14 protein-coding genes are annotated in these 21,178 nt (G+C 67.9%); 7 read left to right on the top strand and 7 right to left on the bottom strand.

What is annotated here, in order from left to right; genetic code table 11:
* The first annotated feature begins 218 nt into the window (after nucleotides 1–218).
* Nucleotides 219–1,895 carry a pentapeptide repeat-containing protein gene (locus tag ACZ7OI_RS48930; RefSeq protein ID WP_470270964.1) on the top strand — a complete coding sequence of 559 codons (1,677 nt, stop codon included), beginning with the start codon at nucleotides 219–221 and terminating at the stop codon, nucleotides 1,893–1,895.
* A 45-nt stretch (nucleotides 1,896–1,940) separates the two neighbouring features.
* Here ACZ7OI_RS48930 and ACZ7OI_RS48925 read toward each other — a convergent pair whose 3' ends face one another.
* Nucleotides 1,941–2,123, bottom strand: coding sequence for a hypothetical protein (locus ACZ7OI_RS48925; protein WP_470270963.1), 183 nt, complete (start codon nucleotides 2,121–2,123; stop codon nucleotides 1,941–1,943).
* 607 nt (nucleotides 2,124–2,730) lie between these two features.
* On the opposite strand from ACZ7OI_RS48925, the gene ACZ7OI_RS48920 reads away from it, so the two are divergent.
* From ACZ7OI_RS48920 to ACZ7OI_RS48905, 4 genes are all read left to right on the top strand, one after another.
* On the top strand, nucleotides 2,731–5,199 hold the full coding sequence (locus ACZ7OI_RS48920) for a DNA topoisomerase (protein ID WP_470270962.1): 2,469 nt from the start codon (nucleotides 2,731–2,733) through the stop codon (nucleotides 5,197–5,199).
* Nucleotides 5,200–5,329: 130 nt separating this feature from the next.
* Complete coding sequence (locus ACZ7OI_RS48915; RefSeq protein ID WP_470270961.1) at nucleotides 5,330–6,229, top strand: hypothetical protein; 900 nt, start codon at nucleotides 5,330–5,332, stop codon at nucleotides 6,227–6,229.
* Nucleotides 6,230–6,268: 39 nt separating this feature from the next.
* Nucleotides 6,269–8,524, top strand: a complete 2,256-nt coding sequence (locus tag ACZ7OI_RS48910) for a hypothetical protein (protein ID WP_470270960.1) — start codon at nucleotides 6,269–6,271, stop codon at nucleotides 8,522–8,524.
* Nucleotides 8,521–12,024, top strand: a complete 3,504-nt coding sequence (locus ACZ7OI_RS48905; RefSeq protein WP_470270959.1) for a hypothetical protein — start codon at nucleotides 8,521–8,523, stop codon at nucleotides 12,022–12,024. The genes ACZ7OI_RS48910 and ACZ7OI_RS48905 overlap by 4 nt, the downstream gene beginning before the upstream one ends.
* Before the next feature lie 113 nt (nucleotides 12,025–12,137).
* Here the strand turns inward: ACZ7OI_RS48905 and ACZ7OI_RS48900 are convergent, their stop codons facing one another.
* The 4 genes from ACZ7OI_RS48900 to ACZ7OI_RS48885 form a co-directional block, all read right to left on the bottom strand.
* Nucleotides 12,138–12,689: a hypothetical protein gene (locus ACZ7OI_RS48900; RefSeq protein ID WP_470270958.1), complete on the bottom strand. Its 552-nt coding sequence runs from the start codon at nucleotides 12,687–12,689 to the stop codon at nucleotides 12,138–12,140.
* A 160-nt stretch (nucleotides 12,690–12,849) separates the two neighbouring features.
* The gene (locus ACZ7OI_RS48895) at nucleotides 12,850–14,433 is read right to left on the bottom strand and encodes a recombinase family protein (RefSeq protein ID WP_470270957.1); all 1,584 of its coding nucleotides are present in this window, start codon (nucleotides 14,431–14,433) and stop codon (nucleotides 12,850–12,852) included.
* A gap of 17 nt (nucleotides 14,434–14,450) precedes the next feature.
* Nucleotides 14,451–14,618: a hypothetical protein gene (locus ACZ7OI_RS48890; RefSeq protein ID WP_470270956.1), complete on the bottom strand. Its 168-nt coding sequence runs from the start codon at nucleotides 14,616–14,618 to the stop codon at nucleotides 14,451–14,453.
* A gap of 282 nt (nucleotides 14,619–14,900) precedes the next feature.
* Complete coding sequence (locus ACZ7OI_RS48885) at nucleotides 14,901–15,110, bottom strand: hypothetical protein (protein WP_470270955.1); 210 nt, start codon at nucleotides 15,108–15,110, stop codon at nucleotides 14,901–14,903.
* Nucleotides 15,111–15,452: 342 nt separating this feature from the next.
* Here ACZ7OI_RS48885 and ACZ7OI_RS48880 point away from each other — a divergent pair, with 342 nt between their 5' ends.
* Nucleotides 15,453–18,542, top strand: a complete 3,090-nt coding sequence (locus tag ACZ7OI_RS48880) for a discoidin domain-containing protein (RefSeq protein ID WP_470270954.1) — start codon at nucleotides 15,453–15,455, stop codon at nucleotides 18,540–18,542.
* Here ACZ7OI_RS48880 and ACZ7OI_RS48875 read toward each other — a convergent pair.
* The gene (locus ACZ7OI_RS48875) at nucleotides 18,526–19,161 is read right to left on the bottom strand and encodes a GTP cyclohydrolase II (protein ID WP_470270953.1); all 636 of its coding nucleotides are present in this window, start codon (nucleotides 19,159–19,161) and stop codon (nucleotides 18,526–18,528) included. The genes ACZ7OI_RS48880 and ACZ7OI_RS48875 overlap by 17 nt on opposite strands.
* 99 nt (nucleotides 19,162–19,260) lie before the next feature.
* Here ACZ7OI_RS48875 and ACZ7OI_RS48870 point away from each other — a divergent pair, with 99 nt between their 5' ends.
* Nucleotides 19,261–20,394: an epoxide hydrolase family protein gene (locus ACZ7OI_RS48870; protein WP_470270952.1), complete on the top strand. Its 1,134-nt coding sequence runs from the start codon at nucleotides 19,261–19,263 to the stop codon at nucleotides 20,392–20,394.
* Here ACZ7OI_RS48870 and ACZ7OI_RS48865 read toward each other — a convergent pair.
* Nucleotides 20,391–21,122: an FHA domain-containing protein gene (locus ACZ7OI_RS48865; protein ID WP_470270951.1), complete on the bottom strand. Its 732-nt coding sequence runs from the start codon at nucleotides 21,120–21,122 to the stop codon at nucleotides 20,391–20,393. The genes ACZ7OI_RS48870 and ACZ7OI_RS48865 overlap by 4 nt on opposite strands.
* Nucleotides 21,123–21,178: the final 56 nt, after the last annotated feature.

The raw sequence follows: 21,178 nt of genomic DNA, 5'->3' as shown, positions 1-21,178 counted from the left end.
CGTGGTCAAGCGCAGGTGAGGGATGCCGTAGTCCCACACCGCTAGGCGCTATGCCAACTAGCACCGGGATATGCCAACTATCACCTGTCGTCACAACCGCCCGAACTGTCCGGCAAGTTGTACGACATGCCAAACAATCGAACACACGTTCGATGTTTGCGCAAGATTGATGACGCTCACGATGTAGCGCTCAGCAGGCGTTCGACCGACTACAAGGCGTGAAGCCAAAGGCAATGATCGCGGCGGCGAGAACCGCGCTCGCGCGACGGTGGAGAGACCGCGGAGGCACCTGGTGGTGGGCGATCGTCGTCATCGTCATCCCCGTCACGCTCATCGCAGCCGCCGCCGTAACCCTGCTACTGCTCTACGTCGAGCCCAGCACACAGCCACCGGACGCTGTCGCGGTCATGCGGAACAAGCTCGACGTCATCAAAGTCGGACTCTCCGTCGGAGCCGGCACCGGCGGCGTTGTCGCACTCGTACTCACCGGACGACGACAATTCTCCACCGAACACGACGCCACCGAACGCCGCCTCACCGAACTCTACGTCAAAGCCGTCGAACAACTCGGCTCCGACAAACCCGCCATCCGCCACGGCGGCCTCTACGCACTCGAACGCGTCGCCCAAGACAACCCCGAGCACCGCCAAGTCGTCGTCAACGTGATCTGCGCCTACCTACGCGCACCATTTCAACTACCCGGCACGGCACGCGCACGAAACCGCCCAGGCATCCGCCGCCCCCTCGCGCCGAACAGAAAAGACTCTCGAAACCGCGCCGCGCGCGAGCACCAGTCCGCGTCACCGACCGCCGCCGAACTCGACGACCACACCCGGCAAGAGCGCGAAGTCCGCCTCACAGCCCAGAGCATTCTCTCCAAGCATCTCAACCCGGGCAGCGACCCGAAACACCCCGTGAAGACCTTCTGGAAGGAAATCGACCTCGACCTCACTGGTGCCACACTTATCAACCTGAACTTGTCGGGTTGCCAGGCCCGCTATGGGGTTTTCACTAAAGCGGTCTTCGCTGGTAACGCTTGGTTCCAAAAGGCGACCTTCACCGATGCCTGGTTCGACGAGACGACCTTCACTTGTGACGCCAGGTTCGTTGCGGCGGCCTTTACTAGTTCTGCTTGGTTCCTCAATGCAACCTTCATCGGTGTGCCCTCGTTCAATGAGGCGACCTTCACCAATGCGTGGTTCAACGAGACGACCTTCACCGATGGCGCCCAGTTCAAGAAAGCGACTTTCGGCGAAACAGCCTGGTTCGCCGAGACGAACTTCGCTGGCAGCGTCCAGTTCGATGAAGCGACCTTCGCCGATGATGCCTGGTTCGACAGGGCGAACTTCTCCGGTGGCGCTTCCTTCAAGAGATCGACCTTCGTCTGTGACGCCGAGTTCAAAAAGGCAACCTTCACCGGCTACGCCTCGTTCAAAGAGGCAACCTTCACCCGTGACGCCCAGTTCGACAAGGTGACCTTCACCAGGACCGCCTCATTTGACAAGGTAACCTTCGCCCGTGACGCCCTGTTCACAAAGGCGACCTTCGCTGGCACCGCACGGTTCGATGAGGCGAACTTCATCGGTGACACTCAGTTCAACGAAGCGACTTTCACCATCAACACATACTTCACCGGGGCGGCCTTCGCTATGGCGGCATGCGCTTGTGCGGTGTATGTCCGAGGGCGCGGACAAGTTCTCCGCGGCACGGCTCGTCCTGCTCCTCCGTCATGGCCGCTTGGATGGACCGCCGAAGCACTGGACTCTGAACCGAACGACAGCAAGCAGGCGCAGGCATGGTTGGTACCTGTACCAACCATCCTCACTTCACCAGAGGACGGCCTACCTCAGACAGAGGACTTAACGACACCGGGCGACGAACCATCACCTGCCTAACGGAGCCCCAGACCTGCCAGGTCAGGGGCTCCGACGCCAACCGCGCTACTTGCTGCGCGACCCGCACACCAGCACCACCACAGAAACCAGCGCCGCAACGACGACGTACGACCAACCCACGACCGATGACCCAAACGTCACCGTCCGCCAGGTGACGCCAACCGCCGTCACCACAGGCATAAAGAAATCGGTCCACACACTGTTCAGCAGGTTCATCACGAACTCCATCGGGATCTCCTCGGGGTCTGTACTTGTCCGGGTCGTTGACCGCTTAACCGGTCCTGTAAAGGATCTCCGCTTGATCGCGCCCAAGATCAGGAGCCATTCGAGCGCTTCGCGCCCCGCGGTGCGCCCGGGGCAGGGGGTCGAAATCACCAGAACCGCAAGGCATCCAGACCGCGCCGGTGGTCCCGCGTGCAAAAACCCGAATTTCGCGAACTCAGTGCAAACACCAAGGAGAAACCCTTGATCGACACGACCGGCCGCCACCCGGGAACAGCGCACGTCGCCCGGTACTTCCGTTCCGAGCACCTTGCCGACGAGGGAGCGCGCTCGGTGGCCGGAGCAGTGCTACGACTTCGCGGGCGCGGTGATCGATGCCTTGCCGGACGGGCCGGAGCTGACGATCGGCCGCGACTCTCGTGATGCCACAGCCGATCGACGTTAGCCCGGCGGGAGCCTGCAGCCGACGCTCCCCTCATCAGCAACTGACACTGCACCGGTCACTCACTCTCTTATCTGTCTCTTGTCTATTGGTTATTCGACTAGTGACTTGACTGGTTGTCGTAGGTAGCCTGGAGGTCGGCGGTGCACAACTGAAGACAGGGAGTCGGGCATGGTGGCGATCGTGGTCGCGGAGAAGCCCAGCGCGGCCAGGAACATGGCCGGCGCTCTCGGCGGCCGGACGGGCAGCTACCAGGGCACCGCCTACGAGGTGACGAACCTGCGCGGCCATCTGTACGAGTTCGCACCGCCGGACCGGATGGTCGACCCCTCGCTGGCCGGGAAGTACAAGACCTGGGATCTGGCGAACCTGCCGTGGGATCCCGGCGATCTCTCGTGGAGACGCGAACCTCAGAAGAACGCCGCCGACGTCATCAAGGACCTGCGCGGGGCGCTCGGCCGCGGCGACGAGATCGTCATCGCCACGGACCTCGATCCGTCCGGAGAGGGCGACCTCCTGTTCTGGGAGGCCGTCGCCGAGCTCGGTTTCCTCGGCAGCGGCAAGCGATTCAGCCGCATGGAGTTCACCGACGAAGCACCCGCGTCGCTGCGGGCGGCGTTCGAGACCCGGCGGCCGGTGCGGTCGATGCAGGACGAGGGCGACTACCGCAAAGCGATGTACCGGACGCAGTTCGATTTCCTGAGCATGCAGTGGTCGCGCGTCGCGACAGCCTACGCGCGGCAGTCCGGTCAGGACGTCGTGCTGCGCCAGGGCCGCCTCAAGTCGGCGATGGTGTCGCTGGTCGGCGATCAGCTCAAGGCATACAACGACTACGCCAGGAAGCCGTTCTTCCAGAACCGTTTCCGCGACGAGAACGACGTGATGTACACGAACCCGCGGGAGCCGCGGTTCGACGCCGCGGCGCACGTTCCCCGGGAGTACAGCTCCTCCCCCGTCGCGCTCGACAGCACGGCGACGAAACGCACCGCGCCCCCGAAGCTGCTCGATCTGGCGGCGCTGTCGGCGATCCTGGCGGGCAAGGGCGTCAAGGCGAAGCTCGTCCTCTCCACGTACCAGGCGATGTACGAGGCACAGGTCGTGAGCTACCCGCGCACGGAAGACACGACCGTCACGCCGGAGCAGTTTGCCGAACTCGCACCCCTGGTCGACAGGATCGCAGGGGCCGTCGGCGTCGACACGAAGCTCCTGACGCACCGGCAGCCGCGGCCCACGCATGTGAGGCCCTCGGGCGCCCACGGCGCGAACCGTCCGGGGCCGAAGGCACCGGGTTCGCTCGACGAGGTCGAGCAGACGTACGGCACGGCCGGACGGCTGATCTACGAGACGCTGGCGAGAAACTACCTCGCGATGTTCGCCGAGGACTACGTCTACGAGCAGCAGAAAGGGCGCGTGGAGAAATACCCGGATTTCGTTGGCGTGGCCAATGTTCCGCTCACCGCCGGCTGGAAGCAGGTCTTCGACCCCGACGCCGGCGACGCCGATGCCGCGCGCGACGAGAACGAATCGGCCCGGGGACTCGGGTCCCGCGCGGAGCCGTTCGTGTTCGAAGGCTCCAACAAGCGGCCCGAGCACCCCTCGATGAGGTGGCTGATGAAACAACTGGAGAAACGCGACGTCGGCACCGGCGCCACCCGTACGTCGACATATTCGGACGTGACATCGACAACGACGAAGCACCCTCTGCTCGTGGAGAAAGGCCGCACGCTGCTGCTCGCGCCGCCCGGCGAGATGAGCTGGCGTCTGCTGCCGGGCACGCGCATCGGCGACCTCCGTCTCACAGAGAAGGTCTACGCCGACATGCGCGACATCGCCGCCGGCAAGACCACCGCCGAGGCGTGCCTCGAGGCGGTCGCCGGCTGGGTGCGCGAGGACATCGCCACGATGCGGGAGAACGCAGCCGCCATGCGCTCGGCTATGGGCTTGAAGGCGCACGACATCGCACGGAAGGAGCGCGCCGAAGGCGTCTGGGCGAAGACCGGCGAGCCCGTGCGGTTCTCGCGCGAATGGGGTGGCCACCGCTTCACCGACGAGGAGATCGCCGCGCTCTTGGCGGGCGAGACGATCGAATTTTCCGCCCTCGCGAAAGACTCCGCCCCGTACCCGGTATTCGGCGCACTCGGGGAGAACACCCACAAGGGACGGACGTTCGTCGGGTTCCAGAAGGCAGGAGGCGGCCGCCGCGACGCCACCGGCGCCGCGCTGCCGCCGCAACAGTGGCACGGACACGTCTTCACCGACGCCGAGATCCGGGCGCTCATGGCCGGCGACGCGGTCGAGGCCGGCGACTTCGTCAGCGACAAGGGCAAGGCGTTCCAGTGCAGAGTCTTCTTCACGGAGAAGACTCCGGGCGGGGGCAAACGGATCGTGCCTGACTTCGGCAGCGCGCTGGACTCGCCGCCGCGGCGCTGGTGCGAGGTGACCTTCACCGATGACCAGATGGCTGCCCTGGCAGCAGGCAAGACCATTCAGGGCACAGGTTTCACCTCGAAGCACGGCCGGAAGTTCGACGCCGCAGTGACGTGGAAGGACGAGGGCGGGAGGAAGAAGATCGTCCCGTCGTTCGACCGGGAACCCACCGGCCCGCCGTCGGTGCCGAGGCAACGCCGCCGGCGCCGGTAGCGCGTCTGCTCCCGATCGGGATACGCCCCTTCCGCACTGGCTGGATGCACCCCGCCGTCGGCGGGGTCCGGCGAACAGCCGCTCTGCGCACCAGAACGACACGACAACCGCGACGGGCAGTGACACGACGATGGCGAAAACCTCTTACAAAGTCCCGACAAGCATCAGCAGATCCTTCCTGGACCACGAGATCACCCTGGCCAAAGGCGGATGGGCGGCGAAACCCTCGCCGGTCAAACAGCTGTTGTTCTTCGGCGGCGGTGGGCTCGTCCTGCTGTGGACGAGCACCTCGACGTTCGTCTCGGACGCATCGCCGGTCTTCGTCGTCCTGTTCGTGATCTGGGGCCTGGCCGCGCTCGTCTATTTCGGCGGGCTCACGCGCACCAAGGAGTTGCGGATCGCGAACCTGCCCGCGCTCGTGGCCTACGCGCCGGCGACAGCGCGCACCGTCCTGACACGACGCAGGTCGGACCCGTCGCATTTCCACGCGATCGTCGGCATCACCAGCGTCGACGACGACGGACGGATCCGCTTCGCCGACGGCGGCGAAGGCCAGCTTTACCTGGTGGTCGGCTCAGCGAGCTACCTGCTCTTCGACGAGGACCGGAACGCGATCCTCGACCGTGTCGATGCTTTCTGGCGCAAAATCGGGACAACGTGCGAGTGGGCGTTCATCACCACCAAGGAACCGCAGCGGATCTACCACCAGGTCGCGAACCTCGAGCGCCGCAACCGCGCCCTCGACACCCGCGACCCGGATCTGATCGAGCTGCAGAACGAGCAGTACGACATCCTAACCCAGCACGTCGGCGGACAGTTCACCAGCATCCACCAGCGCCTGTTGCTGCGCGCCAAAAGCGCCGACGCGCTGCGCCGCGGCCACCTGGTGCTGCAGGCCGAGGTCGAGGGGTCGGCTCTGATGATCAAAGAGGCCGCGGTCCTCGACCGCGACGACACCCTCTCGACGCTGCGGGTGTTCTACCGGGGCGTCGACGACGAACCGCTGTCGTTCGCGGCATCGCTGCGCTGACGACCGGACGCACGGTGCGAGAAGGGAACGAACGACGTCATGGCGATGATCGGGAAGGTCCGGACGCGGCTGGGGATACCGGTCCCGACGGACAACGAGCCGGGCCCGGCATCCGTTCCGGCTCCGGACGACGCCGCCCGCCCCGAACCCACGCCGGACAACCACAGTGCCGGCGCGAAGCGCGCACGGAAAGGCAGCTGGTTGCAACGCCGCCTGGACATGAAGAAGCTCGCGGGCAGCCTCGAGTCCTACCCGCACCTGCTGGCGCTCAAGCCACGAGAGAAGTACGTGTTCCGCTCCGACTACGTCGAGGTCGACGGTTCCGTCGCCTGCATCCTCGCGTTCTTCCACGACGACGCCGCGCACGACAACTTCGCCGCGTTCTGGGGCATAGACCGGATTCCCGACGGCCTGGACGACCGGGTCACCGCGGTGGTTCTGGAGCAGGTGAGCCGGATGGACACCAAGTGGATCGACCAGCACACCAAGCAATCCGAGAAGCTGGACAGGCTCGACGCGACCGAACAGGAAGAAGCGGGCACGACCTCGTCCCGGCGCCGGGCCGCGAAGCGCTCGTCCGACCTCGAGACCACCATCGGCGAGATCCAGGACGGCGCGAGCTACCTCGCAGTGCACAACCGGCTCTTCCTCAAGGCCCCGGACCTGACGACGCTGGACGACTCGATCGAACGCATCGCCCGCCTCTACATCGACCGCTTCGGCACCCTGACCGCCGCGGCCTACGCAGGCGAACAACGCCAGGAACTCACCGGACTGTGGAAGCCGAACGGCAAGAAACGCGGCAAGGGCTTCCATTTCACCTCGACCGAACTGGCAGGATCCTATTCGCTGGTCACCAACGGTCTCAGCGACCGCAGCGGCGAGTACGTCGGCTACATGGTCGGCGACGTGAACAACTCTGCGGTGCTCATGGACGTCAACCGCTACGACCATCACGTCGTGATCGCCGACGCGACGCTCAGCGACTACCTCGGCCGCCAGCGCGTGGCGAACATGTGGTGCTCGAAACTGTCGCAGGCCTGCATGCTCGGCAACGGCAACGTCGTGCACCTCGTCCTCGACGGAGCGGACCTCGACACGCTCGGCCCGGCATTCGACCGGCTCACCTCGCGCGTCGACCTCAACGCGGGCGAGGTCAACCCCTTCGAGATGTTCGGCGAGGAAGCCGACGAGCTCACCGTGTTCTCCGCGCAGATGGAGAAGCTCAAGCTCATGTTCGAGCAGCTCTACCAGACCTCGGACGGCGCGGTCGGTTCGATCGTGCGCAGCGCGCTCGAGGAGACGGCGACGGCGTTCTACACCGACGCGGGCATGTGGCGGCACAACGCGCCGGAACAACGGCACCGGCTGCGCGTGGTCAACATCCCGCACGAACAGGTCCCCCGGCTTCAGATGTTCGTGTCCTATCTCGCGACCGCCCACAAGGAACTGCTCGTGTCCCGCAAGAACGACCCCGACCAACTGCGGGCCTACAACGTGCTCAAGGGCATCGCCGCGGCGATGCTGAGCACCAACGGCGACCTGTTCAACAACCACACCGCCCGAAGCATCGACGGAGTCCGCGACTCCCGGCGGGTCGTCTACGACTTCTCCCGGCTGATGCGCCGCGGCCGAGGCGTGGCGATGGCGCAACTGGTCAACACCCTCGGCTTCGCGGTCGGCGCGCTGGGCCCGGGAGACACCGTCGTCGTCCACGGCGCCGAGCAGATCGACGACCGTGTCAAAGACTACCTGCGCGACCAGTTCGGGCACATGCACGAACGCGGCGGCCGCGTCGTCTACAGCTACAACGACGTCGACAAGATGCTCGCGGACGCGGATTTCAACGCATTCGACGCTGCGGACTACACACTGTTCGGCCCGATGCGCGACAGGTCGGTCGCGGAATACCAGCGCCGGCTGCATCAGCGGATCCCGCCGGACCTCGCGCAGCTGATCACCACCCAGGACCAGAACCTCACTTACCTGCGTCGCGGCGTGTCCAACGTCGTCTTCCACCTCGACCTCGCTCTCGGGATCAACCCTCACCGCGCAGCGCAGCGCAGGCAGGTGCGGCTCGACGCAGCGAAAGCCGAGGAGACAGCGCGGATGAACGCGATCATGACGGCGAGTCCTGTCGCTGCCGCGAATGACACCGGCGTCCGCACCGCCCGGCCCGACACCGACCGCACCGACGGTCCCCGCGCCGCCGGCAGCACGACGCCGGCGAGAGGCGCCGCTGACGACTCCGCACAGGACACCGGGCCGCGCCCGCGGAAACCGGTGACACGATGAACCCGGCGGCACCCGCAGGCGGCACGGCCGCCGCGCCGGGGGCAGCCGGGCCGCGAGCGCGCGCCACCGTGGTCGCGAACACCCGCGGCCGGGCACGGCGGCTGCTGCTCCTCGCACTCCTGGCAGGCCTGATCGGGCCGCTGCTCGTCACGGTGTTCGCCTCGCCGGCGTCAGCCGACGACTCCGACGACAAGAAGCAGAGCGACAACTACTCCCTCTACCAGCTGGCGTCGAACGCCTCCAGCTACTTCAGCGAAGCCAACTCCCCCGAAGGCAAAAGCGACCCGGACGACCGGATGACCGACGACTGGCGCGAGATCACCCGCAGCCCGGCCACCGGCGGCGACATGCTCGGCTACGCCGACCCCAAGTTCTCCCTCGGCAACATCATCGGCTGGCTCTTCGCCGAGATCTCGGGCTCCTCGCAGACCGTCGAGTACGGGACGCTCAAGGCAACCGACAACGGGCAGAACACCGACGTCTACGCCGGCATGCTCGACTACGCCCGTTTCGGCGCGACGAACGCGGACCTCGGCCTGGACACGATGTCCTCGGGCATTGGCGGCCGGATCGCCGCCATGATCAGCGGCTCCCTGGTCTGGGTGCTCTACGCGCTGGCGCTGGCGGTGAGCATGCTGTTCGACCTGATCGTCCAATTGCTCAAGCTCATCAACCCGTTCTCCTGGTTCTATCAGGCGGTCAGCGGAATCAACCAGACCTTCGGCGACGGCATGGTCTGCTCCACCGACTCTGCCGGTGCCGAGACATGCCACAAGGGAGGCGGCGCCCTCTCCGGCATGCAAGGCTGGATCAGCAGCTGGTACGGAACGCTCGACGGCATCGCGTGGCAGGTCCTGGTCCCGCTGTTCCTCGCGCTCACGTTGATCGGGCTGGTCCTCTTCAAGAAGATGGACCGGGGCTCGGCGGTCAAGAAGCTCATCGTCCGCATCGTCTACATCGGACTCGGGCTGCCGCTGATCGGATCCCTCTACACCGGCGTGCTCGACAAGTTCGATTCCTCGTTGCTGGGCCAGCACGCCGGGCCTACCCGTGTGGTGCTCTCGACATATGTGGACTTCCAGGCCTGGGCGATGAAAGACCGCCTCGGCGTTCCCGACACCGCCGAGATCGCCTGGGACAACGGACAGGCCAGTGCGCACGCGATGATGGCAGTGCGGACTAGCGCGCTCGCGATCAACAAGCAGTCGCACGGCAGCACCTACGCCGACATCTCCGTCGGGAACAAACCCGCGGACCCGCCGACGGCCTGGCGCGAGGGCACCGCCGGCGCGGACCGAACGGCCGCCGACGACGCCAACGCGGTGTTCACGACGTTCGGGATCCTCGGCAACTACATCAACGGCAACGAGGTCGCCGCGTCCGACTTCGAGTCGGGAGTGAAAAGCTCCATCACCAAGCTCGACGTCGACAAGGACGACAAGAAAGCCTGGTTCATCGGAGACGACGGCGGCTACGGCGACGTCGACGAGTTCGGCGAGGACGCCGACGCCGCCCCGACCGAGCACCCGGTGCTGGCCGTCGGCGACAAAGGCCTCGCCTCCAGCAGTCCGGGCGCGGACAAAACGACCTTCACCACGCCGGGCGCGAAGAGCGGCTGCGGCTCCACTGTCTGGACCAACGGCGCACCGGCTCCGTGCAACCTCTCCGCCCTGTCGATGTACAACTACCTCAACACCGGGTTCGGCCCCGATTCGCTCACCATGTACAGCTCGAACAACGCCACCAGCGGGTTCACTCGGGAAAACCACATGGCCGTGTCGCAGGTCGGCACCGGGCCCGCGAGTTTTATGTACTTGATGAGCTCAGTGACCGTGCTCGGCTCGATCGCCCTCCTCGGATTCTGGTACGCCATCGGCATGCTGGCTGGCGCGGTCAAGCGGATCTTCGGCCTGGTCGCAGCCGTCCCGTTCGCCGCGCTCGGCTCTCTCGGCGCGATCAGCAAAGTGATCGTCTACGCCGCAGCGCTGATCTTCGAAGTAGTGGTGACTCTGTTCATCTACCAGTTCGTCTCGCAGCTGCTGGTCGCGCTGCCGGACATCCTCTCGGGGCCGATCTCGCATCTCATGTCTCCGGACGGGCTCTTCGGCAGCGCATTGCTCGGCGGCATCGTCGTCGTGATCCTGTCGCTCATCTCGTCATTACTGGTCATCGGTGTCACCGTCGGCCTCCTGCGCGTGCGCAAGGTCGTACTGCAGGCCATGGACGAGGCGTTCACCAAGCTGGTCGACAAGTTCCTCGACACGAACAACGCGCCGCGGCCGGGCAAGGGAGGCCTCATCCCCGCCCTGGCCGCGGGCGCGGGCGCCGGCGCGGGCATGGCCTTGGGCAACAAACTGGCCTCCGGCCTCGGCAACAAGACGAGCGGCACAACACGGGCCCCGGCCGCAGGCAAACCGGGCAGCACGGCCGCCTCGACGAACGCCGGCGGAACGAACGGCGACAGGAAAGCACTGGGCACGGGACAGCTCGCGCTGGAGCCCGGAGACAACAGCGGCGGTTCCGGCCTGGTCGGGCCGCTCCCGGGCGGGCCCGGGCCGAATGGCGGCGGCTCGGGCGGCGCGCTCGGCCCCGGCGGCGCGGGCGATGCCAAGGCCCTGCCCGCCGGCAACGGTCCCGACGGCGACCGGCTGCAGCTCACGAGCGGAGCAGGACACGACGCGCACTCGGACCAGGAAACCGCGCAGAACCTGGCCAGCCGGGGCGGTCTCACGAATCTGGGCTACGACACGGGATCCCCGGCGAGCACGGGAGAAACCGGGAGCGGGCAGGGACCCACCGGCGCGGGTGCGCTCTCCGGCACCGACCGGCAACCCGGCCGCCGCCGGGGCCGTTCGCGACCGGCGGAGGGCACGAGCCAGACCCGGTTCGGAACAGGCGGTCTGCCCGGAACCACGCCCCCCGGAGATGCCGTCCCCGCAGCTTCCCGGAGCAGCGCGCGCTTCGTCGTCGGCGCCAGCGGCGCGACAACCATCGGCTCCGGCACCGCGAGCGAGCCGACCGGCGCGGCCGGCGCGCGGGGCGGCTCCCCCGCACCCGCCGCAGACAGAGCAGGAACAACGGGCAAGCGGCCGCTGCCTTCGACCGGCAGCCAAACGAAGCCCGCCCCAGCGCGCCCGCACCCGCAGGACGTTCCGAGCGCCGCGCCGGCCGCACCCAATCGCTCGAGGCTCGTCCGGCCGGCGGGCCTGGCGGACAAGCGCCCGCTCGGCCTGCAACCCGAACCGGCCCCGGCCGCCCCGCGTCCAGCGCAAGCCCGGCCCCGCGCAACACCGGCTCCGGAACGCCAGCCGGGCGCGGCGTCCCAGACATCTGATTCCGCCAAGGCCCCGGCACCGCACCGGCCCGCCAGGCCGGTGCGGCCGGCGGCATCCCCGGCCGCACACTCATCCCCCGACATCGCGCCGTCGCCACGCCCGTCGCGAGATCCGGCCGCTGCACCGCGGGCAGCCGAGCGAACCCAGGAAGAACCCGAGGCATGACCGGACGCTGTATCCAGCACCGCGCGCCGCGTCAACAACGATCGAGCCGCGCTCTCGGGATTGAACGCTTGCTCGTTCGGGCCAACGCCTCGAGCTCGGTGTCGCCGTGCGTCTCAGCGGCAGAATGTGGCGATCACGGCTTTTCCCGGCTCGCTGTCACGGGTGACGAACACGTCGGCGGCGGCATGCGCGTCGAAGACGTGCGCGAGCGTGATCACGCCGGACTCGATCTTGACCGACCCCGTCCCGGCACCCGTGCCCGTGCGGGTCCCGTTGCCGTCGTCCCAGACCACCGACGTCCTGCTCTCGCTGATCGTGCCCGCCGACTCGACCTCGTACCGGTCGCGGTCGGAGTTCGCGTCCGAGACGATCGCGCCACTGTCGATGTCCTTAAAGGTTCTGTCGAGCAGCGCGCACATGTTCTTGCGGTTCGCGTGCAGCGACAGGTAAGTAATCTTGTTGCCGCGGACGAAGGCGACGTCGCCGTACTGTCCCTCGGTGCTGTCGACGTACGTGCCGTCGGCACTGGTGTTGCTGCGAGCGCTGCCGCTGGCGACGACGTTGGCGTCGTCGCCGCAGGCGGTGAGCACGACGGCGAGACCGGAGAAGGCTGCGGCCATGGCGAACTTGGCCCGCAGCAGGTGAGCATTCCCTTTGACAGTCATCGTCCTCGTCCGCCCCTGTCTTCGTGGTTTCGCAGGCGGTATGTCTGCGCACACAGCAACCGTCCCGAACGCCGAAAACTGCTGCAGGTTAGCAACCCCGGTCGGGCAACCCTAGAGATCCAGTTGCGCGACAACAGATCCCTTGGTCGAACGACACGCGTCAGACCGTGGTGCACGGCCATGTTACCGCGCCCGTGAACATGTCGGTCCCGCGCCAGAACACAGCCCGTGTCCGAACTGGGCCGAGTCGCATCCCCCACCCAAGGGCGACGGGGAGCACCAGAAGCTGTCCGAGGAAGGCCGGAACGAGCAGCGCAGCTAACGTCGTTCGCCGAACCTCGAACGTCGCGGCGTCCAAGCGCGCCCGCGCGTCTGCCCCAGGGGGGAGCAATCCAGCTGGAACCTTCGGCATCGACAGGCTGTCGACCTTCACCCGCGCCTCGGCCTGAGCATCCAACAGAGCCGGTTCGAGCGCCGCCACGGTGGCAATCGAAATATGCCCCGGCTTCCCTGGCCGAATGCGTGCGGCGGCCGCTAGCTCGTGCAGCGCCCGCGCAGCGTCAGCCAGTTCGGAATTCGCTACCTCCAGCTCGGCCGACCTCGTCTCGTCAGGCTGAGCCAGGGCCGCGTATTCACGGCTGCCTAAATACGCTGCAGCTACCGCCAACGCCAACTCGTCCAGCTCTGCCTCTGGGACCGTCGCGCAACCACGAGGCTGACAGCGGTACGCCTTGCGCCCATGCGGTGTCGTGGTGGGCCGTATCTCACCTCCGCATCGCGCACACCGCGCAAGTCCTGAGAGCAAATGCCGCGCGCGAGCCGGGCGACTGGTCGTGCGCTTCGGGTCCGCGAGGATGGCTTGCACGTCTTTCCACACCTCGGGCTCGATAATCCGCGGCCATTTTGCGGTGTACTGCTTGGCTGCGGGATCAAGTTTGCGCTGACCTCGCCGCCCGGCCCAGTGTACGCGGATTCCGAAGTAGGCAGGATTTCGCAGCCACTGCGAAATGTGCCCGGCACTATAAGGACCGCCGGCGATGAACTTCCCCTTTCTCGTTGTTCGGTCCGGTCGGCGAATTCCGCGATCCTTGAACCTCCCGGCGATCGTTTTCAGTGAGTCCCCCGCACGGACGCTGTCGAAAACCTCGCGCACCAGCGCCGCCTTCGGTTCGTCAACGACTCGCGCGATCAGATCACCGGTGTCCGGGTCGTATTCGTGCCGATACCCGAACGGAGCCAGGCCGTGCGGCTCACCGGCGATGGCCTGCGTCTCAACGTCCCGCAGCACGCGGTCGCTCGTTTCCGCGCTGGCCAACTCGTCCTTGATTGCCGCCGCCAGCAAATCAGCGCGATCATGAGGATTCCGCGAGTCAAACATTCGTCGAAGATTGTGCACCCACAGCAACACGCCAGCCTCTGCCAACGCGTTGACGAGCGGAAGCGACTGCTCCATCTGCCGCGAACTGCGGGAGGTCTCCCATACAGCCAGCACATCCGCGCCGAAAGACCCCGACGCCAGATCGGCGAGCAGTTGGGCGAACTCCTCTCGATCCCGGTCCCCGTATCGACTGGCGGACCCTGTCTCCGAGTACGGTTCGCCGACGACGGTCCGCCCCGCCTCATCAGCGTCACGCCCCAAGACTGCGGACTGCTGCTTGGGACTGCGCTTTTTACCTGACCGATCCACCGAGACGCGGAGAAAGTTTCGCTGGGTACGAGGCACTTTTGCAGGAGCACGGGTCATGCGTTCTAATGTAGCTCCTAACGCATGACTAGCGTGTTGGTCATGTTCGCGACGACCGGCGGCAGCCCGGCGGCGAGCAGCGCCGGGTACGACACCAGCGACGCGAGGCCCGCGGTCGCGCCGGTCAGCCCGGCACCGACCCCGGCCAGCACGAGCAGCAGGAATCCTCCGGGGCCAGTGATCACGTTGTCATCTCAACACGGCGGTCCCGGCGTCGTCCGGCGGGGGACGCCGCGGTGACCGCAGCCGCAAGCACGCCAGGTTCTATGGCAGGTCGTGCCTGTCACGGAAAACCGGCTCTACTTGCCACAGGCGCGGCGTGGCACCAGCACAGCAACATGGGCGCAGGATTCCAGACGATACGCATAGCCGATCCCCCGCAGTTCGGGCCGCCCGTCAGCGGCATTCGCCTGCCGCTTGGTCGCTCGGACGTCCGGTGCATGTCTCGCTGTTTCAGTGGCGAGACGTCACAATCCCTTGTCCCGGGCTCGGACTTCGTGCCCGAACTTGTCGGTCTGCTTGTGGACGGTCGCGGGTGTTTCCGGTGCCGGCCATACGGTGATCTGATAGTGCTCGTCGGGGGTCTCGGCGTGGGAGTGGGGCGCGATGTCGCGGCCGCGGGCGTGCACGCGCACCCGGTAGGCGCCGGGTTCGGCGTCGGACACTTGCAAGGTCACGGCGACCCTGCCCGCCGGAATCCACCCCGACGAGACCGTTGACGTAAGCAGGGCCCAGCTCGGGGACATCCGCGCCATAGTCCGTGACGCAGAAGTGTCCGTCGTCCACATACAGCTCAGCGGTCGCTGTCTTCATCGGTTTGGTCACGCGCTCCTCCTCTGGGCGGAGCCGACTTCCCGGACACGCTTCCGCCGCCTGCCAGAACGTATAGGGCGTTATACAATCCCGTCCGCCGTTGTCCGAAACCGGACGGGATCGGCCGGGAGGGTTGCACGGTCGCTCGGCCGCCGCACAGAATCCCGGCTGACAAGGTTGTCAGCGGGGATTCTGGAGGACGCGGGATGGACGGGTTCACCCGGCGGCAGGCGCTCGGTCTCGCAGGCGCCGGCGCCACGCTCCTCCTGACCTCGGGAACAGCGCGAGCCACGCCCCGCTCCGCTCCGGACCCCGTCGCGGCGACGTACCTGCGGGTCCTCCTCCGGCACACCCGCTGGGCCGAGCAGCAGTTCGACCCGGCTGCCGGGATCTACCCAGCCCGCGACTTCACCTTCGCGGTCGTCCTCGGCAACGCACTCCTGCTGACCCGCGACGGTTACGACGCCGCCGTCGCCGGAGTCGACCGCGAAACTCTCCATGCGCACACTCTCGCCACCATCAAGCACTTCGCCGCCTCGAACCGGCTCACCGGCGGTGCCGAATGGGGCCGGAAACTGTTCTTCGACACCACTTTCCAGTCCTACTTCCAGCTCGCCGCGCGTCTCTTGTGGACAGAGCTGGACGCTGCGACGCAACGGAACGTCGAACGCATCGCCACCGAACAAGCCGCCTACACGACCGGCCTCGGCACCGGCAACGACCCGGCCTCCGGCGGCTGGACGCCCAACGGCCTGCGCGGCGGCTACGTCGGCGACACGAAGCTCGAAGAGATGGGCGTCTACGCGCAGTCGCTCGCCCCCGCGCTCGCCTGGGCGCCGAACGATCCGCTTGCTCCGGAATGGCGCGCGGCCTTCGGCTCCTGGAGCCGCAACGAGGGCGGTCTGCCCGCCGCCGATCTGGCGAATCCCCGCCTGGTGGACGGAAAGCCGATCAGCGACAACACCGCCACCAACCTCTACGACACGTTCCTCGTCGAGAACCACGGTTCGTTCGGCCCGCACTACCAGGAAGAACTCTGGCGCACGTCCGGCCGCAACGCGATGCACTTCCTCGCCGCGGGCGTCCCGCTGCCCGAGGTGCTCACCGCGCAGCCGAACGGCGAGCTGTTGTGGCGCACCATGCTCATGATGACCAGCGACGCCGGCGAACCGCTGATGCCGATGGTCGCCGACCGCGAACACCTCTACGGCCGCGACGTCATCCCGCTCGCCTTCCGCGCCCAGGTCCTCGGCGACCGCTATGCCGCTTACGCCGAGGCTCAGCTGGCCGCGCGGCTGGAGCCGTACCAGGCGTACCCGCCGGTCGACCGGATCACGAAGTTCTCCGGCGAACCGAAGTACGAACCGGAAGCCCGCGCCGAACTCGCCATCAGTTACCTGCTGCACGAATGGCGCGCCGCGCACGGAGGCCCGATCAGCGCGGCACGCAAGGAGGAATTCGACGCCCACGCCACGCACGCCGCCGATTTCGGCACCGGGCCGGGCCTGCTGGCCCACCGCTCCCCCGCCGCGTGGGCCGCGACCGTCAGCAAACCCGGTTTCGTGAAATTCGCCTGGCAGCCGAACCACGACGACTGGCTGTTCGTGCTCGGCGGAGCCAACCCGATGCTGCTGCCCGCCACGAACGTCGCCGTGCGCGAACGCCACGCCACGACATACCGCAAGGTGCGCGACGGATTCGACGGCACCGTCGGCGTTTTGCGCTTCGACACCGGATACGCCGCGCTCGCGACTCTCCCCACCGGCACCGCGGTCTACGCCAGCACTGGTGTCGCGTCGGACGAAGGCGTGCTCAACGTCTACAACCTTGCCATGCCAGGCGTTCCCGGCCTCGACGGCGATCGCACCTACACCACCGCCGAGGGTTCGGTGACGCTCCCGGCGCAGCCCTCTGCGGCCGGTGCCCGAACCGACGACTTGAGCTTCGCGCCGGTGACCGCGCGGCACGTGCGCATGCTTGGCGTTCAGCCGGATCCACAGTACGGCTACTCGCTTTGGTCGTTCGAAATCCACGACGGCGACGGCCCAGACCTCGCCTTGACCGGGACCGCGTCCGCATCGTCGGCCGCACCGGGCAAGGAGGCGAAGTACGCCACCGACGGGAATTCCGCCACGCGCTGGGCAGTGTCCACATCGGACCGAACGCGCCCGGACAGCTGGCTGGCGGTCGACCTCGGTGCGCCGCAACGGTTCAACCGGGCGCGCCTGAGCTGGGAGGCAGCCGCCGGACGGAAGTACCGGATCGAAACCTCACCCGACGGTGTCGCCTGGACCCCTGTCGCGACCTATCCGGTGCCCGCGCTGCACAGCACCGGCGGCTGGCTGGACGTCGACGGCCGGGCCGGGATCGTCGTGACCAGCCCGAATCCGCTCACCGTCACGAACGATCACGTGACACTCTCCGCCGGTCCTCCCGCACCGCTGCTGGCCGAGCTGTATCCCGGCCGTGTGGGTCTGCCGAAACTCGCTCAGCGAGCCCGCGCCACGGCGACCGGAATCCACGCGAGTGTCACGGACGATTTCCTAGTGCTGGCAAACCTTTCCGGCACCACTGCATCCGGAACCGCTTCCCTGCCTCAGGATCGCACCGCGCTGCTGCTGTACCGCGGCACGCAGAAAGTCACCGCGTCCGGCAGCTCGTTCAGCTACGAACTGGCCCCCGCCGAAAGCCGGATCGAACCGCCCCGCTTCACCGTGCGCGGCATGGTCGGCGCTGCCGTACCGCCCGGTCTGACCGCCGTCGTCCACGACGCCAGCCGCGTCGACCTGACCGCGCCGCCCGGACTGCTCCCGACTGTCGTGACCGTGACCCCGACCGGCGGCCGTCCGCGCACAGTCACGCTGCCGCCGCGCCACACCGTGCCCGTCGTCTTCGCCGGAACCCGGCCGTACCCGCTGAACGACCGCGCGCTCGGAGCCGTGACCTTCCCGGCCGAACCGCTGCCACCCGGAATGACCAGCCCGGACGCCGCCGTCGACGACAATCCGGCGACCGCGTGGCAGCCCGGCCCCGGCGGCCGGCTGGTCGTGGATCTCGGCGCGCCGCTGCCGATCACGACCGCCGAACTCGCCTGGACGACCGGACGAATCCCCGCCACCGTCGTCGAGACCAGCACCGACGGCGTCGCCTACGCCGAGGCTGCCCGCCCCGACCGGAAACGCACCGCCTCCGTCTCCCTCTCCAAACCGGTCCGGTACCTGGCCGTGCGCACCCTGGACTGGCGACCGGGCGACGCCGGCCTCGCCCGGATCTCCGCCCTCACACCGCCGAACTAGCCGGCCAGTCCTCGAAGGGCAACGCCAGCGTGTGCCCGGTCTGCTCGGCTTTCGCCCGCAGGTACCGGACGTTGTTCTCGTTCGCGAAAACCCCGGTGCGGACCTGCTCGCGCACAGCGACGCCGTGCCGCGCCAGCTGTGCGGCCTTGTCCGGGTTGTTCGACAGCAGATCCAGCTGCTGAACGCCCAGCACGGCGAGCATTTGCGCGGCGGCGGTGTAGTCGCGCGCGTCTTCCGGCAGGCCCAGCGCGGCATTCGCCTCGTAGGTGTCCAAGCCGGAATCCTGCAACGCGTACGCGTCGAGCTTGTTGTACAGCCCGATTCCGCGCCCTTCCTGCCGCAAGTAGAGCAGGTACCCGCCAGCCTCGGAAATCCGCGCGACCGCCTCCGCCAGCTGCGGGCCGCAATCGCAGCGCGCGGACCCGAAGACATCGCCGGTCAGGCATTCCGAATGCAGCCGCACCAACGGCACCGGACCGGGTTTCCCCAGCACGAACGCGAGGTGCTCGAGCCCGTCGGACAGCCCCGTGAACGTGACCGCCTCCGAGGCCGCCGCGGGCCCGTCGCCGAACCGCAGCGGGATCCGCACGCGGGTGCGCACCTGTGGAACTGTCGTCATCGGGCAACTCCTTTCCCCCTGAACGATTCCGACCCTACCCAGAACCACCGACAGAAACGCGTTCCCGGAGTGCGGCCGAGATCACGTAGGCTCGAGGGCATGGCCGACCGCCCGGAATCGTTCGCCCCGGAAACCGATCCCGCGCAGCTCGCCGACCTGCGCACCCGGCTCCGCGCGACCCGCTGGCCGGACGCCCCGGAAGACGGCTGGGCGCTCGGAGCCGACATCGGATATCTGCGCGAACTGATCACCTATTGGGCGGAAGAGTTCGACTGGGCGAAGCAGGAGGCCGCGCTCGCGCAACTGCCCCGATACCGCGTCCGGCTCGGCGAATCGCGGATCCACTTCGTGCACGCCCGCGCGGTCGCGCCGAGCGGTCCGGTGCTGCCGCTCGTGCTGACCCACGGCTGGCCGGATTCGTTCTGGCGCTATTCGAAGGTCGTCCCGCTGCTCACCGACCCCGGCGCGCACGGCGGCGACCCGGCGGACGCGTTCGACGTCGTCGTCCCGGACATGCCCGGCTACGGCTATTCCGACCGCCCCACCGGCCCAGCGCCCGATTCGATCGCCGTCGCCGGACTGTGGGCCGAACTGATGACCGTGCTCGGCTACCCGCGCTTCGCCGCGGCGGGCGGCGACATCGGCAGCAGCGTCAGCCGCTTCCTCGCCCTCGACCACCCGGACCGGGTCGTGGCCGTGCACCGGATGGACGGCGGACTGCCCGTGGTCGTCCCGGACGACGTGACGCCTGAGGAACGCAGTTGGCTCCAGGACGTCACGGCCTGGGGCGCGGCCGAGGGCGCGTACGCCGCGATGCACCGCACCAAACCGCAGACCGCGGCTGTCGGGCTGACCGATTCTCCTGCCGGGCTGGCCGCGTGGATCGTGGAGAAACTCCGAGCCTGGAGCGACGAGGGTGCCTTCACCAAGGACGAGATCCTCACCAACATCACCATCTACTGGCTCACCGGCACCATCGGCTCAGCCATGCGGATGTACCGGGCCAACGCCGCGATCCCACCGGAACAGTACGCCCGGCGGATCGAAGTGCCGTCGGGATTCTCGCTGTTCCCGGCCGATCTCGTCCGCACGCCGCGTGCGTGGCTCGACCGGATGGCGAACACAGTCCGGGTCACCGAGCCTGAGCGCGGCGGGCATTTCGCGCCGTTCGAGGAACCCGAGTTGTACGCGCAGGAACTGCGGGACTTCTTCCGTCCGTTCCGGACCGCCTAGCTCCCCCACGTGGACGGCATCCACCCGTCCTCTCCCACCGGCGGCAGCGCAGGCGACAGCAACGCCAGATCCGGCGGCACCAGCACCGCCGCAGACACCAGCGCCGCCACCAAATCGTCGTCCGCGGACCCCGGCCGGAACCGGAACCGCACCGCGTCCAGCACCGCCGTCACGACCTCCGCAGTCCAGCCGCCGTCGGGATCCAGCACCGACAACCGGCGCGCCGCCAGCGAAACCGGCACCGGGCGCGGCCGTTCCTCCCGCCGCAAGAACCCCCGCGCCACCATCGCGAGCACAAGCCGTTCGTCCGGCCGCAGCCGTCCGGCCGGGGCCGGCGACGGCGTCCCGTCCGCCAGCCGGACCTCCAGCACGTGCTCGCGGTCCCCCGAACCGCGCGCGTACACCGGCAGATAGCCGGGCGGCACCGGGACCGGCGCCGCTCCGGCGAACACCAGCCGCGACCGCGGCAGCCGCAGCGGCACCTTGCCCATCGCCCGCACCCACCATCGGCCCGCGCAGTGCTCCAGCACGCCGTGACAGCGGCTGACGCGCCGGTCGTCCTCGCCGAGCGGCACGGTCACCTCCGCGGCGTTCCGCCCGAACGTGACCGGCCCGCACGCCGCCGGCGGCACCAGGACTCCCCCCGCGCGTCCCAGCACCGCCAGCGTGCCCGGCGGCGACGCCAACCCGAGCGCGAGGCTCGGGTGTCCCGCGGGCAGCGTCCGCATCGCCTCCCCTGCCACGGACACCCCCCGCGGAGCCGCTGCCGGCCCCGGCCGGGCGA

Source organism: Amycolatopsis sp. NPDC114503, assembly GCF_055633655.1.
This window is presented reverse-complemented; position numbering and strand designations above follow the sequence as displayed.

Coding starts and splice junctions, on each gene's coding strand:
- ACZ7OI_RS48925 (WP_470270963.1), bottom strand. CDS start 2,123: ATGGAGTTCGTGATGAACCTGCTGAACAGTGTGTGGACCGATTTCTTT.
- ACZ7OI_RS48920 (WP_470270962.1), top strand. CDS start 2,731: ATGGTGGCGATCGTGGTCGCGGAGAAGCCCAGCGCGGCCAGGAACATG.
- ACZ7OI_RS48915 (WP_470270961.1), top strand. CDS start 5,330: ATGGCGAAAACCTCTTACAAAGTCCCGACAAGCATCAGCAGATCCTTC.
- ACZ7OI_RS48910 (WP_470270960.1), top strand. CDS start 6,269: ATGGCGATGATCGGGAAGGTCCGGACGCGGCTGGGGATACCGGTCCCG.
- ACZ7OI_RS48905 (WP_470270959.1), top strand. CDS start 8,521: ATGAACCCGGCGGCACCCGCAGGCGGCACGGCCGCCGCGCCGGGGGCA.
- ACZ7OI_RS48900 (WP_470270958.1), bottom strand. CDS start 12,689: ATGACTGTCAAAGGGAATGCTCACCTGCTGCGGGCCAAGTTCGCCATG.
- ACZ7OI_RS48895 (WP_470270957.1), bottom strand. CDS start 14,433: ATGACCCGTGCTCCTGCAAAAGTGCCTCGTACCCAGCGAAACTTTCTC.
- ACZ7OI_RS48880 (WP_470270954.1), top strand. CDS start 15,453: ATGGACGGGTTCACCCGGCGGCAGGCGCTCGGTCTCGCAGGCGCCGGC.
- ACZ7OI_RS48875 (WP_470270953.1), bottom strand. CDS start 19,161: ATGACGACAGTTCCACAGGTGCGCACCCGCGTGCGGATCCCGCTGCGG.
- ACZ7OI_RS48870 (WP_470270952.1), top strand. CDS start 19,261: ATGGCCGACCGCCCGGAATCGTTCGCCCCGGAAACCGATCCCGCGCAG.
- ACZ7OI_RS48865 (WP_470270951.1), bottom strand. CDS start 21,122: ATGCGGACGCTGCCCGCGGGACACCCGAGCCTCGCGCTCGGGTTGGCG.